Below are 14,263 nucleotides of genomic sequence, written 5' to 3' on the forward strand. Positions count from 1 at the left end.
GCGGCTGGCATGGCGGCGGTCCAGAACGAGATATTCTCGGCAGGCCTCCGAAAGGCGCCGACTGATATCGGTGTGGTGCTGGAAAATTACATCCGGCATGCCGACCGTATCGAGTGTTCGGTCGCCGAGGACGAGGACGGGCGTATTCTGGGCTTCCAGTCGCTGCGTTACGCGCGGGCGGACAATCCCTACGGCGTGGCGGAAGGCTGGGGTATCATCGGCACCCATGTCAGCCCGCATGCGGCGCGAAGGGGTGTGGGGTCCGCGCTCTTTATGGCTACCCGAAAGGCGGCGGAGGCTCGCGGCCTGAAAAATATCGATGCCAGCATCGGCGCGGATAACAGGCTCGGGCAGAATTATTACGAGGCGATGGGCTTCACAACCTACCGTCAGCCGGAAGGGCTGGTCTGCAAGGTCTATCGTCTGGCCTAGGCACGGTTTGCGATCCTGTCCGTGCCGGCAACCCGATCAGCCGCGATTGTCGTTTTCGGAATATTGCAGGCGCGCCTTGCAGATGCGGATATGGTTCTCGTCGGCCCATTGCACCAGCAATTGCATCGGCACCAGAAACGAGCGGCCGAGATTGGTCAGCTCATACTCCACGCGCGGCGGCACTTCGGCATAAAGCGTGCGGCGGATGAAGCCGTCTTCTTCCAGCCGCTTCAGCGTGCGCGACAGCATCTGCTTGGAAATATCGTCGATCCTGCGGTTCAATTCGTTGAAGCGCAGCACGCCGCCCTGCAGGGCTTCCAGAACCAGCAGGCTCCATTGATCGCCGATGCGGTCCAGCACGTCGCGGATCGGGCAGGGTTGCTCGAAGGTGAAGATTTCCTTTGTTTGCGTGTCCGACACTGTTCTTACCCCTTGCCCTTTTTCACCTTTCAAGGTCATCGCCATGTGACCAGATCAGTCGCCGCTGACTTCTTGCGGTGATGGTTGCGATACCATAGCTCTCTTTCGCGGTCTATTATTTAGACCGATAACGATAGTGACGAAAGGACAGAAGCCATGGCTAAAATCGCGCTCGTCGGCGCTTCCGGCAATGCCGGCTCCCGCATTTTGAAGGAACTTTCCAACCGGGGGCATCAGGTAACGGCGATTGCCCGCGCTCCTGAGAAGATCGCCAGTCTGCCGAATGTGGTGGCCAAAAAGGGCGATGTCTTCGATCAGGCGGCGCTTTCTGAGCTGCTGAGGGGTCACGATGCTGTGATAAGCTCGGTGCACTTCACCGCCAGCGATCCCTTGAAGCTCATCGAGGCGGTGCGTGCTTCCGGCGTTCAGCGTTATCTCGTGGTCGGCGGTGCCGGCAGCCTTGAAATCGCGCCGGGCCAGCGCGTGGTCGACCTGCCGGATTTCCCGGCCGCCTACAAGGCCGAGGCGACCAGGGGCGCGGAGTTTCTTGACCTGCTGAAACAGGAAAAGCAGCTCGACTGGACCTTCCTGTCCCCCTCAGCCGAATTTGTGCCGGGGGAAAGAACCGGCAAATTCCGGATCGGCAAGGACAGCCTGCTCAGCAATGACGAAGGCAGCCGTATTTCCTTCGAAGACTATGCCATCGCGCTTGTCGATGAAATCGAGAAGCCGCAGCATTCCCGCCAGCGTTTCACCGTCGGTTATTGAGAGGTATCACCCATGAATTTCGTAACACGTCGTCTTGCCATCGCCGCTTTCGCCCTCGCGCCCGCTTTGGTGGCCGCGCCGGTTCTGGCGCAAACCGCAAACCGCGATCTGGCTCAGGAAGAAGCCAACCGCAAGCTGGTGATCGAATTTTACGACACCGTGTTCAACAAGCACGAGGTGGAGAAGGGCGCTGCCGTTGTCGTCGACAGCTACAAGCAGCACAACCCCAATGTGCCTGACGGCAAGAAGCCGTTTGTCGATTATTTTACGGGGTTTTTTAAGGAAAACCCGCAGTCGAAAGCGCGCATCGTCCGCAGCGCCACGGATGGCGATCTCGTCTATCTGCATATTCATTCGACGGAGAGCGACGGTGATCGCGGCAGGGCGATTGTCGACATCTTCCGCGTCACGGATGGCAAGATCACCGAGCATTGGGATGTGATCCAGCCGGTGCCGGAGACGGCGGCGAACAACAATACGATGTTCTAGGTCGGGCTTTCGTCAATATCGAGGGAAACAGCCGGGATTTTCGCCCGGCTGTTTTCATTTTAGAGGATGCCTTTTTAGCCGGCCCGCCGCTTCTGGCGAGACTGCACGATCAGATCCAGCGCCAGCATCACCAGCAGGCTCGCACCCACCAGCGGGAAAAGGATGCCGCCGATGGCGAGCACGGCGAGGAGCCCGCGCAGCACACGTTTTTCCTGCGGCAAAGGTGGTACCCCGAGCGAGCCTTGCGGGCGGCGTTTCCACCACATGATACCGGCGGACACGGCAAGCAGCACAATGCCGATACAGGCCGCCAAAAGCACGATCTGGTTGGCAAGGCCATATTGCTGGCCCAGATGCACGTTGATGCCCCATTCCAGCGCCTTGCCGAGCGGGCCGTAATCGGCGTAGCTCATATCGATAAGCGGTTCACCGCTATATTGATCGAGATGGACGACGCGCTGTTTCGCCAGATCATCGGGATAGACGGAGCCGCTATAAACACCGGCCGGTTTTCCCGGCAGGGCGACAGCGTAACCGGCTGCAAGGCCGAGCGTGTCAAAGCGCGCGATCGCCTCGTCTATTCCAATCGGCTGGCCGGCAGAGGACGTGGCGGATTCCGGTATTTTTGCCTGTTCCAGCGACCAGCTTGTCTTGGCCACGTGATCGAGATGGTCACCCGACATCGGAACATCGGTGCGCACGCCGGCCGGGTATCCGAAATTGCTGCCATTCGCCCATTCATTGACCTTCGCGCCCCACACACCCGACCACGGCATGCCGGTGACGGCGAGGAAGACGATGAAAAAGCCGACGAAGATACCGGTGACGGCATGGGTATCGCGCCAGAAGACCCGCCTTTTCGGCGTTCCGCGCACGGTGACGACACCACCCGTCTGTTTTCGTGGCCACCAGAGATAGATGCCGGTGGCGACGAGCAGGATGGACCAGCCGGCGGCGATCTCGATCAGATAACGGGCATAGGTGCCGAAATATTTCAGGCTGTGGAGGTAGCGGATCGTCCACATGACGGTGCCGCGATCCGGTAGGGAGCCGGCAACCTCAGCCGTATGGGGATTGACGTAAACGGCGCGCTTGCCATCCGCCGTATTGACGGTGATTTCCACCGATGCGCCGGGATCGGTGGGGGTCGTATATTTGACGGCAGTGCCGGGAACGGCAGTCAGCGCAGCGGCAACAATTTCGGAAGGAAGCGCTTTCGGTGCGTTTTGCACCACCTCTATCCGCTTCAAATCCGAATGGATGAGGTTATCGAATTCGTCCCGGAAAAGGTAAAGGGCGCCGGTGACGGCGAGCGATATCATGAAGGGCAGGACGAAGAGACCGGCATAGAAATGCCAGCGCCACACGGCGCGGTAAAGATTGATGGACGAGGAATGCGCAGGCGCGCGCTCGCCCTCGAAAGAGGTCGTAACGGACATGGATGTCTCCGCAAGAAGAGTGATTTCCGGCAAGCCGGGAAAGTTTCAGTTCTGCGGAGAGGCGGGCGGTGCGCGCGGGCGCGATTCCAGGTTGGGCGGCGATGGCGGCAATGCCGCGTCGAAGTTCAAAAAGGCGACTTCGGCCGTCGGAATGATCCTGTCCGCGCGTTCGACAGGAATGACCGGGAGAGTGGCAATGGTGGCCGATGCCAGCCGGCACAGCGTTCCGCAGCAGTCGGCGGCAATTTTGCCCGCCGGGTCCTGCTTTGCGGGGCCGTCCGGCATGTGGCTGGAACAGATGACCTCATCCGCCGCAAGCGCGGCCATGGCCATGTTGCCGCTGGTCAGGCCATTGGCGAGACCCTGCAGAAGGAAAAGCAGGACGGCCAGCGTGGCGATGGCGCCAGCCGAACTCCTGTCCTGCATGATCCTGCGAATAAATCCCATATGGCCGCAATGCCATAGTCGCGGCGAAATGTCACCGCGACACAATGACGGCATCAGGGCGTTGCGGCCTTCAGGCCAGCAGGTCGTAGGTGCGGAAAATCCAGGCGATCTGGTAGATCAGCGCGAAGACCACGAGGAACCGGTGGAAGCGGCGATTGCCGATGAAGGCGGCACAGGTGAAAAGAACGACGTAAATGGCTGTGCGGATGAGATATTCCGGGCCGAGCGAGGCGAGATAGTCCTGTCCCTTTAGCAGTGTGTCGCCGATATCGGTGACGAAAAGTGCCGCCAGGAAGGCGAAGAACCAGCTTTTGCGGGAAAAGAAGTAGTCCTCATATCCCTTATATTCCTTCATGTCGGTGGGAAACAGCAGCACGCAGAGGAAATAAAACAGCGAGCAGAACAGGATGAGGAACAGGAAGGCGCCGAAGCCCAGCACGTGGCCGGTGGCGGAAAGCCGGTGTTCCCACCACCAGAAATGCACCAGCATCAGGAACAGAAACGCCACCCAGCCGAGATGCAGCGGGTAGATGCGCTCCTTTTTTGGATGCTGCACGAAACCGGCAAGACCCGTCAGCAGACGGGCGAGGCTGAGGCCGACCACCATGCCCATGACCGCGCGAATATGCGAATAGGCTTCTGCGGCGTTGACGGCGGCCTCCATGGCGCTCACTCCGCCGGAGGGATGGGCGTCGGCTGCCCGTTCTCGTCCATCGCCACCATGATGAAGGTGCCGGCGGTAACCTTCTCCAGCTTGTCATAACGCGACCGCTGTGCCCAGGCCTCAACCGTCAATGTGATGGAGGTGCGGCCGACGCGCGCGATATCGGTATAGATGGACAGCGTATCGCCGATCTTCACCGGCAGTTCGAAAGCCATTTCCTTGACCGCCGCCGTGACCACACGACAGCGCGAGCGTTCGGCTGCACGGATGCCGCTCGCCAAGTCCATCTGCGACATGACCCAGCCGCCGAAAATATCCCCGGCGGGATTGGCATCGGCCGGCATGGCGAGTGTCCTGAGCGTCAGCTCGCCGGTCGGTTTGATGGTCTGGTCGGTCATGTTGAGATTTACTCCGTGCGAATGACAAAGGTGCAGCATGCGATGCGCTTTGCGATTTCGCAAGGAAGGGCAAGCGTCAGGACGACGCTTTGCCCAGAAATTGCTGTGTTGCGTAAAGGGCGATGGCCGCGGCATTCGATACGTTGAGCGATTTGATCTCGCCCGGCATATCGAGACGGGCAAGCGCCGAGACGGTTTCGCGGGTTTTCTGGCGCAGCCCCTTGCCTTCGGCACCCAGTACCAGCGCGATCTTTTCACCGCTGAAGGTCTGTTCGATGGGGGCGGGACCTTCCGAATCCAGGCCGACGGAGAAGAAGCCGAGCTTGTGCAGTTCGCCCAGCGCATCGGCGAGATTGGTGATCTGGATATAGGGAATGAGTTCCAGCGCGCCGGAAGCGGATTTCGCCAGCACGCCTGACTCGGTCGGGCTGTGACGCATGGTGGTGATGACGGCGCCGGCATTGAAGGCGACGGCCGAGCGCATGATGGCGCCGACATTGTGCGGGTCGGTGACCTGATCGAGCACGAGGATGAGCGGGCTGTCCTTCAGCGCGCCAAGCCGCTTGACCGGCAGCGGCCGGGTTTCCAGCATCACGCCCTGGTGGATGGCTTCGGGGCCGAGCACCCGGTCGATATCCTGCGGCGACACCATCTCCACCGGGAAGGGCTGCGCATCCGCTTCACCGATATCGAAACGCACGAAAGCGTTCTGGGTGACGGAGAGCTTGACGATCTGCCGTTCGGGATTGGCGAGTGCGGCGCGCACGGTATGCAGGCCGTAAAGATGCACCTGATCCGGTGCAAGCTGCGGCGGCTTCCAGTCGTCCGCGCCGCGGTTGCGGCGTTTCGGCTGCTGCGGAGTCGGAATTTCGCCCCGCTCTCGCTTGGCGTCGCGCACGGCACGGCGCAGGTTGGCGTAATGCGTGTCGCGGGTGGATTTGTTCTTGGGATCGTCTTTGCTCATGGCGCCTTATATCTCCGGCGTGAGCCGCGCACCAGCCCCCGCGATAATCCACAGGGCTGCAAAGGGGTTTGAATTTTTTCCCGAAAATTCGTGAAAGGGCGTGTTGACAGAAACGAACGAGGCCGTCATATACGCGCCACAGACGACGCAACGGCGCTTCGCCGCAGCGAAATCTGAAGAGCTTGGTCGCTTGATCCTCGCAGATAACTGGAGGGATGCCCGAGTGGTTAAAGGGGACGGACTGTAAATCCGTTGGCTACGCCTACGTTGGTTCAAATCCAACTCCCTCCACCATTCTGCACGGATCGAAATCGCCACCGCGGGTATAGCTCAATGGTAGAGCAGCAGCCTTCCAAGCTGAATACGCGGGTTCGATTCCCGCTACCCGCTCCATATTTTTCAATAACTTATATCAGTGCCGTGTCACTCATGTCAGAACGTGTCAGGTTCTGTTTTTCTCTCTGGCTTCGGCTATCTTCCTGCTCGTTTCCAAACCATCGCCACGGCTGTAACGCCTAGTCGTCTTTGTCGTCGTGTGCGTTGCCAAATCTCTTGCGGCTTCCAGCGATCCCGTCGCTTCGATTGTTTCCGAAACAGCACCCGCACGAGAATCCATCGACCACACGTTTGATGGAACGCCGGCAGCATTTCTCACCTTCTTAAATTTCTCGGTGTATCGATTATCCCAATAGGGCTTTCCGTAGTCTTCATCGACTACGACAGGGCCAATATCGGGGATCCGATAATGATGGCGCCTATCGAGCCGCATCATTGCTGTTGGATGTACCGTCAAGCCTAACCCGTCGCGCAGTAGTCGATGATCTCTTATCGGACACCAACCCCGTACTCAGTGTAGATGCCTGCCGGCCGAAAGCGTCTATCGCGCCATTCCCTTCGATCTCGCCCATAGTGGCCACGATCTGCACGCCAATCCCGGCGATCATAGTCGCGGTAGTGGCGATTTCTATCGTAGGTGCGGTAGTAGACGCCGCTCGTATAGTATCCGCCACTTCGGTATCCCGGGTCGTCAACGCAGCCGCTTAGGATGCCGACCGAAACCAGACAGATTGCTGCAGTGAGTATTTTCATAATCTCATCTCCGAATAACAGACAATAACGTGTGTTGAGGTCTGCAGTTCCAACGGTCTGAGAGTGACGGGGCAGCAATTAACCTGACCTGAACAGACCTTAAAAAGGATTTCATTTTCATCCGCAGTTGGCGGCGTGTGCTGTGGCGCACGGCGTAGCTTTTGGTCATCAAAAATCTGAAAATCTGGAGAACTCCATGGCTCGGGAAACGCTTCCCGTCGCTCTCGACCTTATGTTTGGTCACGAGGGCGGCTACGTGAATGCAAAGACGGATCGGGGCGGCCCGACCAAATACGGGATCACCCACAAGACACTCGCCGCGCATCGTGGCGTTGCTTCCGTCACGACCGAACAGGTCAAGGCAATGACGAGGGAAGAGGCAACTGAAATCTATCGCCGGTCGTATTGGGTGCAGAGCGGCGGCGACTTGCTGCCGAAGGGCCTCGATTACGCAGCGTTCGATTTCGGCGTGAATTCTGAGCCAGCAACCGCAGTACGCCGCCTTCAGCGCGTCCTTGGCGTGCGCGAGGATCTGCATCGGAATATCGGCATCAGGCTGCCGTCGGTTCATGCGCATATTTCATGCCATGTTCAGGGGAGCCGCCGCGAAGGTGGCGCCAGCCATTCTTTATAATTGAGGTCAGGGGCCATGCATGGTTCCATGCCGGGCGCGTAGCTGATTCCTCCCCGTCGATGCCAAGCTGTGATTCCGAGAGGCCCATGTCGATTTCAGATACGATCTTTCGCCCTTTCGAGACGCTGATACGGCCGCTCGACATTCCCTTCCGGCCGCTGCCGTCGAAAGGTCCCGTCGCGGTGCTCTTGCATTTCATCGCGATGTTTCGCGGTGTCCTCATTGCCCTTGCCTTGTCGTCCATGGCGGTGGAAGCCATCAATCTGTCGATCATCTGGGGATTGTCCGTCATCGTCGATGGGGTGACGGCGCAGGGCGCAGAGGCCTTCTTACGCAATGAATGGCCGCTGCTTACCGTTCTCGGATTGTTGATTTTCCCGGCCATGCCGGTGGCTTCGTTTCTTCTCAATACACTCAATTCGCACACGCTCGGCATCGCCATGCCGGTGGCCATCCAGTGGCAGGGACACAAGGCGGTGGAGCGGCAGGATCTGGCATTTTTCCATGAGCTTTATGCCGGGCAGGTCGCTTCGCGCCTTTCGCAGGTCTCGTCGGCGGTGCAGCAGCAGATCATCAACGCATTCCAGATCGGACCGCGTTTCCTGCTGCAAATGATCGGCTCTCTTGCGCTTCTTGCCGCCCTGTCCTGGCAGCTGGCGCTGCCGGTGTTCATCTGGATCGTGCTGAATGTGGTTCTCGCCGTCAAACTTGCCCCGGTCTTCACGGAGCGCTCGCGGCGCTCGGCGAAACAAAAGAGCCTTGTCTCGGGCGCGATTACCGATCTCTACAGCAATATGCAGATGATCAAGCAATTTGCCGCCGAAGACAGCGAGGCGGGCGCTATTCGCCGCATCCTGATGAAGGCGGTGCAGACGCAGCACAGGGAGCAGCGTGTCTACCGCGCGTCCGAGCTGGCCGTGGTTGCGCTCAACATGGCGTTATGGCTGGCAATTCTGTCGGTGGGGTTTTCCGGTCTGGTGAAGGGCTTCATCACGGTCGGAGAATTCGTCGGCGCCGTTTATATATTGCAGCGGCTGTCGGGGCACACATTCACCTTCCTGCAGATGGGCCAGCAGATCTTTCAGGCGATCGGCACCATCAAGGACGCCATGCCTGTCATGACGACGCCGCCGACCATTACCGACAGGGCAGGCGCTGCGGAACTCGATGTCTCGCGTGGGGACATTGATTTCGACCATATCCGCTTTGCCTACAAGTCTGGCAGGCCGGTGATCGATGATCTGTCGCTGACCGTGCGCGCCGGGGAGAAGGTCGGACTTGTGGGGTTGTCAGGTGCGGGAAAAACCACGCTGGTCAATCTGCTCCTGCGGTTCTACGACATTCAGGAAGGTGCCATCCGTATCGACGGTCAGGATATTCGCGAGGTCACACAGGCGAGCCTGCGCCGCAATATCGGAGTGATTGCCCAGGACGTGGCCCTGCTGCACCGGTCGGTTGGTGACAATATCCGCTACGGGCGACCGGATGCGACGCAGGAGGAGGTGGAGCAGGTGGCGAAAGTGGCGAAGGCCGACGCCTTCATCGCCGATCTCGCCGATAATGAGGGGCGCAAAGGATTTCAGGCCTTTGTGGGAGACCGCGGCATCAAGCTTTCCGGCGGGCAGCGCCAGCGGGTCGCCATTGCGCGTGTGCTGTTGAAAGATGCGCCGATCCTGATCCTCGACGAAGCCACCTCCGCCCTTGATAGCGAGTCCGAAGCCGATATTCAGGAGAAGCTGAACCTGGTGATGGAGGGCAAGACGGTGATCGCCATCGCGCACCGCCTGTCGACCATTGCACGAATGGACCGGATCATCGTGCTGGATCATGGCAGGATTATCGAAGAGGGAAGGCCGGAGGAGCTGGTGGAGCGGGGTGGGCTGTTTGCGCGCCTCTGGAAACGTCAGATCGGCGGCTTCATCCCGGAAGACGAGTGATCAGGCCGGAAGACGAGTGATCAGGTGAAATCTGCGGCCACGGGCCAGCGGGGCGATGACCGCATCGAGCTATACCGTTGGTGGCAGCCGGCTGGCGTGACGCGCGTTCAGACTGCTTCAAGCGCGGATTGAACCCGCTGTTTCTCCGCGTCCAGTTCACTCAGCCTTCCCATATGCGCCGCGATTTTTTCAAATATCGAAGAATGCTCATCCTGCGAAAGGCGCTCCACATGGCTGAGGGCGGTGATGACCTCGATCAGTTCCACCCTTTCCTGTTCCAGCTTTTCCAGATTCCATAACATCGCGTCTGCCCCGTTGACCTGCGCTTCAAACGGCCTGCGAGGAAAAAGGTTCAGGTCAATAAAATTTAAGGTAAATTTTATCTTGCCGGTAACGGGCGAGGTTTTCCGCCCGTTACACAAGACGCTGTTTTGGGCCGGTCAATAGGGCGAACGGCATTGCGTGCGGGTGCCGGCGGGGGCCATGTAGCTGTTATCCGTCGGATGGTATGAGGTGTATCGGGCCGTACACCATTTCACGTGGTTTATTTCCGCTTGCGTCAGGGCATAGCCATTGGTCGTGGCATCTTCGCCGGTTCCTGCGGCGAAGGCGGAGGCGGGATAGCTGCGCTGCGTGGAGGTCTGGGCCTGTTCCGGCGGTTGATAGGCCGGCTGTATGAGGCTCAGCGCATGAGCGGGCATGACGGAAGCGCCAGATAATGCGACGCCAAGAGCGAGCGCGGAGATAGTCTTCGGCATCCTCAACATCGATAAATCCTCGTTATTCGTTCGGGATGCTAACGAAAATTTAGGGATTTCGTTCCCTCGAGGGGTTGACGCCACACGAACACGTGATTCTCCGGGGCCGGCGTGACATTTGAAGCGGCTGGATTTGAAGATGCTGGCTGCGCTGCGACAATATCCTGTCCGCGCCTGCGGTTTTTCTGCGTCAATCCCGCTTTCCATCCTTGCTGCAATGCTCGTTGACAAGCGGAAAATCCGGTCGGATAGTCGCCCGGCAATCATGCACACGGGAGTCTCCAATGTTTAACAGGGTTGTCATTCTCTCATCCTTTGCGCTGCTGGCATCGGCAGCGTTTGTCTCCCCCGCAGCCGCACTCACCATGAAAGAGTGCAGCGTGAAATATCAGGCGGCGAAAGCTGACGGGTCCGCGAAGGACGTCAAGTGGAACGACTATCGCGCCAAATTCTGCGGTGCCGATGCGGCAGCCGAGGATGCGGCCGACGACAAGCAGGTCGCGGCCACAACCGACAAAGAACCCGAAAAAGCGACGATAAAGGCCCCGAAGGGCGTCGCTTTTCCGAGTGCTGTCGATAAGAAATATTCAAGCGAGACGCCCGGCAAGGCGCGCCTGAAAACCTGCGTCGATTCCTACCACAAGAACAAGAATGACGGCACGCTCGGCGATCTGAAGTGGATTCAGAAGGGTGGCGGCTACTGGAGCCTGTGCAATACGGCGCTGAAGAGCTGACAAGGGCCGGGGTGGCGGCTGATCGCCGTCACCCGACCATTCATGTAAATGCAGGACCAGACCGGAAAGCGGATGCCGCTTGTGCCGGATGGGTTTTATGTGGCCTCCGGCGAAATATGCGCCCGTCTTTACAGGTTCGCGCGCCGGCATGGCTGGGCTTTGTTTTATCCTCTCTGTCACCATTGCCAACTGGCTGGATGCCTTCGGTTCCGCGCGATCCATGGCGGGGCCCAAGTGAAGTTGCCCGGCTGAGCCCGGCAGCCTTTGTGCGACCCCGGTTTAGGGCGGGTAAAATCTGCGAATGGTCCGTGATTCCGTATCTTGGTAGAAGGGTTGATCGTGCGGTTCGACCCGCATCCAGCAATTCAACGGCGAAAGCTGTCCTCCCGGGCGGCCGGCCGGCAATGTGGGCGGATGACAAGACGATTTAGAAACTATCTCGCCGTACTGGCCATATCGTTGCTGATGTGGGCAGTGATTCTCGGGATCGCGTACTGGATATACTACCGGTAGCGTGCGATGGCTGATTCCAGAGTGAACTGGCGGTGGCTGAAAGCATAGCCCCCGGCCATTCGTGATGCGCTTCCGTCGTTGATGGCCCTGATAATTCTGCGGATCAGGAACAGCTGCCCAATTTTGGCTTTGCTGTCGTGGCCTTATGTCCCGGCCTAATCAGGGAAGGGACATCATGACAAAATCCATCGCCGCCATCTGCTTCGCCGTTCTGTCGTCGGCCGCCTCCGGCGCCCTTGCCGAAGATCTGGTGATTCCGCTTCCGAAGGATACGGCGGTCGAGAAGGTGGAGACTGTCTACCAATGCGGCGCGGACACGGTGGAGGCCGTTTATTTCAATGCCGGGGATATCAGCCTCGTGCGGCTGGGGCTGAAGGATGGGGTCCTCGTTGCGGCGAATGTCATTTCAGGCTCGGGGGCCAGATATGAGGGAGGCGTCCATGTCTGGTGGTCGAAGGGCGAGGAGGCGGATCTTTACGATCTGATGGCGGACCCGGAGATGAAGAAGCCGGTTCATTGCGTGGAAAAGAAAAAGTCCTGACCGCCTGCGGCATTGCCTGAAGGAGCGGCGGCAGGGCGGTTGTGAAACCTTGCCATGCCGCCGGTCAATGTTGGTCTGCGCTTGCGGCGCGTTCAGCCAAGAACGAGCGACACCATGAGCGCGAGAAGGATGAGGGAGCTTGCGACAACGCCGAGTTTCATCCTTCGAAGGCGACGGGTCCGACCGCCGCTCCAGTCATAAGCCATTGGCAGCTTTACCTTTCTTTTTATTATTATGACTTATTGCTAGCTCCCTAGGCTTGCCCGTGGCTGACCTCAATTGCCAAAATCCATGGGCGAAAAATCACGATTTCCCTGTCTTGTCCGGATGTTGCAGCTGTTGTGGCGGGTGATTCCCCGAGACGTCTGCCGGCAGCTGGGATGAGATTTTCGGGCGGACGACGCCGCGCAACATGGCGCAAAAAAAGCCCGGAAACCGAAGTTTCCGGGCCTTGGCAGGCGGTGCCGTTATGGGGCGGCTCAGCCCAGATAAGGCTTGATGTAGGGCAGGACCTCGATCACGCCGTGATAGAGCATGTTGAGCGCCACATAGATGATGACCATCAGGCCGAGATAGGAAATCCAGCGATAGCGGTGCAGCAGCTTGGCCACGAAGTTCGCTGCAAGCCCCATGAGGGCGATGGAGACGATGAGCCCGATCACCAGTACGGTCACATGCTCCTGGGCGGCGCCGGCGACGGCAAGCACGTTGTCCAGCGACATGGAGACGTCGGCGATGACGATCTGGGTCGCGGCCTGGAAAAAGGTCTTGTGACCCTTGGTCAGGTCGGCCTCTTCGTCCGTTACCTCGTCTTCGATGGAGCCCGCGGCCTCGCGCAGCTCGGACCACATCTTCCAGCACACCCATGCGAGCAGCAGGCCGCCGAACAATTGCAGGCCGACGATGGAAAGCAGCTGCACGGTGACGGCGGCAAAGCCGATGCGCAGAACGGTGGCGGCAATGATGCCGACCAGGATCGCCTTGCGGCGGAGATGGGCAGGGAGGCCGGCTGCGGCAAGGCCAATGACGATGGCGTTGTCGCCCGCCAGAACGAGATCGATCGCGATCACCTGTAAGAATGCCGTGAAACCGGCGGCTGTGAAGATTTCCATGGGATGTCCTGAAACGGATGCAAGGTCGCGCGGGAGAACGCGGCTGGTCGAAATGAGGATATAAGATAGTGCGCCCGGCGCATTGTTCCGCTCGCCCGTCTCCCTCCGGCGATGGAATGTCCATAAGCCATCATGCGGGCACAGGTAAAGAAGTTGTGATGGAAATACCGCAAATAGTGATCGGCGACAGTGGAGGAGGAGGCTTCCCGCGTCTCGTGCCGACTTGCCCCTTTCGAGGGTTTAAATGTCGCAAACGATACACCATATACGCGCCTCAGGGTACGTCGCGGGCGTGTGCGATGGCGCTTTGACAATTAAGTCTTGCGCATTCGCTTACAAAGCCTTAAACGGCGACACCAAACCGGTTCGCCGGGGAAACTACTTCACGTTCACAGGAAGCAATTCACATGGCAAAGAGCAAGTTTGAGCGGACGAAGCCGCACGTCAACATTGGCACGATCGGTCACGTTGACCATGGCAAGACGTCGCTGACGGCAGCAATCACGAAGTTCTTCGGCGAGTTCAAGGCGTACGACCAGATCGACGCTGCTCCTGAAGAGAAGGCTCGTGGTATCACGATTTCGACGGCCCACGTTGAGTATGAGACGCCGAACCGTCACTACGCTCACGTTGACTGCCCCGGCCACGCCGACTACGTGAAGAACATGATCACCGGTGCAGCGCAGATGGACGGCGCGATCCTGGTTTGCTCGGCAGCCGACGGCCCGATGCCGCAGACGCGCGAGCACATCCTGCTTGCCCGTCAGGTTGGCGTTCCGGCGATCGTCGTGTTCCTCAACAAGGTCGACCAGGTTGACGACGCCGAGCTTCTCGAGCTCGTCGAGCTTGAAGTTCGCGAACTTCTGTCGTCCTACGACTTCCCGGGCGACGATATCCCGATCATCAAGGGTTCGGCTCTCGCTG

General features: G+C 59.1%; 18 protein-coding genes and 2 tRNA genes. 10 read left to right on the top strand and 10 right to left on the bottom strand.

Features of this window, described 5'->3' with window-relative positions; genetic code table 11:
• The first annotated feature begins 9 nt into the window (after positions 1 to 9).
• Positions 10 to 432, top strand: coding sequence for a GNAT family N-acetyltransferase (locus N434_RS21585; RefSeq protein ID WP_110760257.1), 423 nt, complete (start codon positions 10 to 12; stop codon positions 430 to 432).
• A 36-nt stretch (positions 433 to 468) separates the two neighbouring features.
• On the opposite strand, the gene N434_RS21590 is transcribed toward N434_RS21585, so the two are convergent.
• Positions 469 to 852, bottom strand: coding sequence for a winged helix-turn-helix transcriptional regulator (locus N434_RS21590; RefSeq protein WP_110760230.1), 384 nt, complete (start codon positions 850 to 852; stop codon positions 469 to 471).
• Positions 853 to 1,008: 156 nt separating this feature from the next.
• Between N434_RS21590 and N434_RS21595 the strand changes: the two genes are divergently transcribed.
• Both N434_RS21595 and N434_RS21600 read left to right on the top strand, forming a co-directional pair.
• Positions 1,009 to 1,620: an NAD(P)-dependent oxidoreductase gene (locus N434_RS21595; protein WP_110760231.1), complete on the top strand. Its 612-nt coding sequence runs from the start codon at positions 1,009 to 1,011 to the stop codon at positions 1,618 to 1,620.
• A 12-nt stretch (positions 1,621 to 1,632) separates the two neighbouring features.
• Positions 1,633 to 2,109, top strand: a complete 477-nt coding sequence (locus N434_RS21600) for a nuclear transport factor 2 family protein (protein ID WP_110760232.1) — start codon at positions 1,633 to 1,635, stop codon at positions 2,107 to 2,109.
• A 74-nt stretch (positions 2,110 to 2,183) separates the two neighbouring features.
• On the opposite strand, the gene N434_RS21605 is transcribed toward N434_RS21600, so the two are convergent.
• The 5 genes from N434_RS21605 to N434_RS21625 all read right to left on the bottom strand — a co-directional run bounded on the left by N434_RS21605 (position 2,184) and on the right by N434_RS21625 (position 6,021).
• Positions 2,184 to 3,548, bottom strand: coding sequence for a PepSY-associated TM helix domain-containing protein (locus N434_RS21605; RefSeq protein WP_110760233.1), 1,365 nt, complete (start codon positions 3,546 to 3,548; stop codon positions 2,184 to 2,186).
• A 45-nt stretch (positions 3,549 to 3,593) separates the two neighbouring features.
• Positions 3,594 to 3,995: a DUF2946 family protein gene (locus N434_RS21610; protein WP_110760234.1), complete on the bottom strand. Its 402-nt coding sequence runs from the start codon at positions 3,993 to 3,995 to the stop codon at positions 3,594 to 3,596.
• Positions 3,996 to 4,065: 70 nt separating this feature from the next.
• Positions 4,066 to 4,659, bottom strand: a complete 594-nt coding sequence (locus tag N434_RS21615) for a hypothetical protein (RefSeq protein WP_110760235.1) — start codon at positions 4,657 to 4,659, stop codon at positions 4,066 to 4,068.
• 5 nt (positions 4,660 to 4,664) lie between these two features.
• Positions 4,665 to 5,057, bottom strand: a complete 393-nt coding sequence (locus N434_RS21620; RefSeq protein WP_004442658.1) for an acyl-CoA thioesterase — start codon at positions 5,055 to 5,057, stop codon at positions 4,665 to 4,667.
• Between the two features lie 76 nt (positions 5,058 to 5,133).
• Positions 5,134 to 6,021: a TrmH family RNA methyltransferase gene (locus tag N434_RS21625; protein ID WP_110760236.1), complete on the bottom strand. Its 888-nt coding sequence runs from the start codon at positions 6,019 to 6,021 to the stop codon at positions 5,134 to 5,136.
• A gap of 209 nt (positions 6,022 to 6,230) precedes the next feature.
• Here N434_RS21625 and N434_RS21630 point away from each other — a divergent pair.
• A tRNA-Tyr gene (locus N434_RS21630) sits at positions 6,231 to 6,315 on the top strand.
• 25 nt (positions 6,316 to 6,340) lie between these two features.
• Positions 6,341 to 6,414, top strand: a tRNA-Gly gene (locus tag N434_RS21635).
• Positions 6,415 to 6,463: 49 nt separating this feature from the next.
• Here N434_RS21635 and N434_RS25505 read toward each other — a convergent pair.
• Positions 6,464 to 6,814: a hypothetical protein gene (locus N434_RS25505; RefSeq protein WP_146227676.1), complete on the bottom strand. Its 351-nt coding sequence runs from the start codon at positions 6,812 to 6,814 to the stop codon at positions 6,464 to 6,466.
• A 492-nt stretch (positions 6,815 to 7,306) separates the two neighbouring features.
• On the opposite strand from N434_RS25505, the gene N434_RS21645 reads away from it, so the two are divergent.
• Both N434_RS21645 and N434_RS21650 read left to right on the top strand, forming a co-directional pair.
• Positions 7,307 to 7,744 (top strand): glycoside hydrolase family 108 protein, encoded by a 438-nt coding sequence (locus N434_RS21645; protein WP_286172373.1) that lies wholly within the window; start codon positions 7,307 to 7,309, stop codon positions 7,742 to 7,744.
• A gap of 86 nt (positions 7,745 to 7,830) precedes the next feature.
• A complete protein-coding gene (locus N434_RS21650) occupies positions 7,831 to 9,681 on the top strand; it encodes an ABC transporter ATP-binding protein (protein WP_110760237.1) in 1,851 nt (616 codons plus the stop codon).
• A 107-nt stretch (positions 9,682 to 9,788) separates the two neighbouring features.
• On the opposite strand, the gene N434_RS21655 is transcribed toward N434_RS21650, so the two are convergent.
• Both N434_RS21655 and N434_RS21660 read right to left on the bottom strand, forming a co-directional pair.
• Entirely contained in the window at positions 9,789 to 9,983 is a 195-nt protein-coding gene (locus tag N434_RS21655) for a hypothetical protein (protein WP_065116007.1), read from the bottom strand.
• Between the two features lie 138 nt (positions 9,984 to 10,121).
• On the bottom strand, positions 10,122 to 10,448 hold the full coding sequence (locus N434_RS21660; protein ID WP_110760238.1) for a BA14K family protein: 327 nt from the start codon (positions 10,446 to 10,448) through the stop codon (positions 10,122 to 10,124).
• Between the two features lie 275 nt (positions 10,449 to 10,723).
• On the opposite strand from N434_RS21660, the gene N434_RS21665 reads away from it, so the two are divergent.
• Both N434_RS21665 and N434_RS21670 read left to right on the top strand, forming a co-directional pair.
• Entirely contained in the window at positions 10,724 to 11,173 is a 450-nt protein-coding gene (locus tag N434_RS21665; RefSeq protein ID WP_065113674.1) for a hypothetical protein, read from the top strand.
• 688 nt (positions 11,174 to 11,861) lie between these two features.
• Positions 11,862 to 12,227 carry an MliC family protein gene (locus N434_RS21670; RefSeq protein ID WP_065113673.1) on the top strand — a complete coding sequence of 122 codons (366 nt, stop codon included), beginning with the start codon at positions 11,862 to 11,864 and terminating at the stop codon, positions 12,225 to 12,227.
• A 479-nt stretch (positions 12,228 to 12,706) separates the two neighbouring features.
• On the opposite strand, the gene N434_RS21680 is transcribed toward N434_RS21670, so the two are convergent.
• Positions 12,707 to 13,339 carry a TerC family protein gene (locus N434_RS21680; RefSeq protein ID WP_065113672.1) on the bottom strand — a complete coding sequence of 211 codons (633 nt, stop codon included), beginning with the start codon at positions 13,337 to 13,339 and terminating at the stop codon, positions 12,707 to 12,709.
• Positions 13,340 to 13,746: 407 nt separating this feature from the next.
• Between N434_RS21680 and N434_RS21685 the strand changes: the two genes are divergently transcribed.
• On the top strand, positions 13,747 to 14,263 hold a 517-nt coding region (locus tag N434_RS21685), incomplete at its 3' end, for a GTP-binding protein (RefSeq protein ID WP_146227678.1).

The organism is Rhizobium sp. UGM030330-04 (assembly GCF_003208455.1).
Lineage (GTDB): Bacteria > Pseudomonadota > Alphaproteobacteria > Rhizobiales > Rhizobiaceae > Agrobacterium > Agrobacterium rhizogenes_A.

Excerpts from the sequence above, each read along its gene's own strand:
- N434_RS21585 (WP_110760257.1), top strand. The coding sequence starts at position 10 with ATGGCGGCGGTCCAGAACGAGATATTCTCGGCAGGCCTCCGAAAGGCG.
- N434_RS21595 (WP_110760231.1), top strand. The coding sequence starts at position 1,009 with ATGGCTAAAATCGCGCTCGTCGGCGCTTCCGGCAATGCCGGCTCCCGC.
- N434_RS21600 (WP_110760232.1), top strand. The coding sequence starts at position 1,633 with ATGAATTTCGTAACACGTCGTCTTGCCATCGCCGCTTTCGCCCTCGCG.
- N434_RS21605 (WP_110760233.1), bottom strand. The coding sequence starts at position 3,548 with ATGTCCGTTACGACCTCTTTCGAGGGCGAGCGCGCGCCTGCGCATTCC.
- N434_RS21610 (WP_110760234.1), bottom strand. The coding sequence starts at position 3,995 with ATGGGATTTATTCGCAGGATCATGCAGGACAGGAGTTCGGCTGGCGCC.
- N434_RS21615 (WP_110760235.1), bottom strand. The coding sequence starts at position 4,659 with ATGGAGGCCGCCGTCAACGCCGCAGAAGCCTATTCGCATATTCGCGCG.
- N434_RS21620 (WP_004442658.1), bottom strand. The coding sequence starts at position 5,057 with ATGACCGACCAGACCATCAAACCGACCGGCGAGCTGACGCTCAGGACA.
- N434_RS21625 (WP_110760236.1), bottom strand. The coding sequence starts at position 6,021 with ATGAGCAAAGACGATCCCAAGAACAAATCCACCCGCGACACGCATTAC.
- N434_RS21645 (WP_286172373.1), top strand. The coding sequence starts at position 7,307 with ATGGCTCGGGAAACGCTTCCCGTCGCTCTCGACCTTATGTTTGGTCAC.
- N434_RS21650 (WP_110760237.1), top strand. The coding sequence starts at position 7,831 with ATGTCGATTTCAGATACGATCTTTCGCCCTTTCGAGACGCTGATACGG.
- N434_RS21655 (WP_065116007.1), bottom strand. The coding sequence starts at position 9,983 with ATGTTATGGAATCTGGAAAAGCTGGAACAGGAAAGGGTGGAACTGATC.
- N434_RS21660 (WP_110760238.1), bottom strand. The coding sequence starts at position 10,448 with ATGTTGAGGATGCCGAAGACTATCTCCGCGCTCGCTCTTGGCGTCGCA.
- N434_RS21665 (WP_065113674.1), top strand. The coding sequence starts at position 10,724 with ATGTTTAACAGGGTTGTCATTCTCTCATCCTTTGCGCTGCTGGCATCG.
- N434_RS21670 (WP_065113673.1), top strand. The coding sequence starts at position 11,862 with ATGACAAAATCCATCGCCGCCATCTGCTTCGCCGTTCTGTCGTCGGCC.
- N434_RS21680 (WP_065113672.1), bottom strand. The coding sequence starts at position 13,339 with ATGGAAATCTTCACAGCCGCCGGTTTCACGGCATTCTTACAGGTGATC.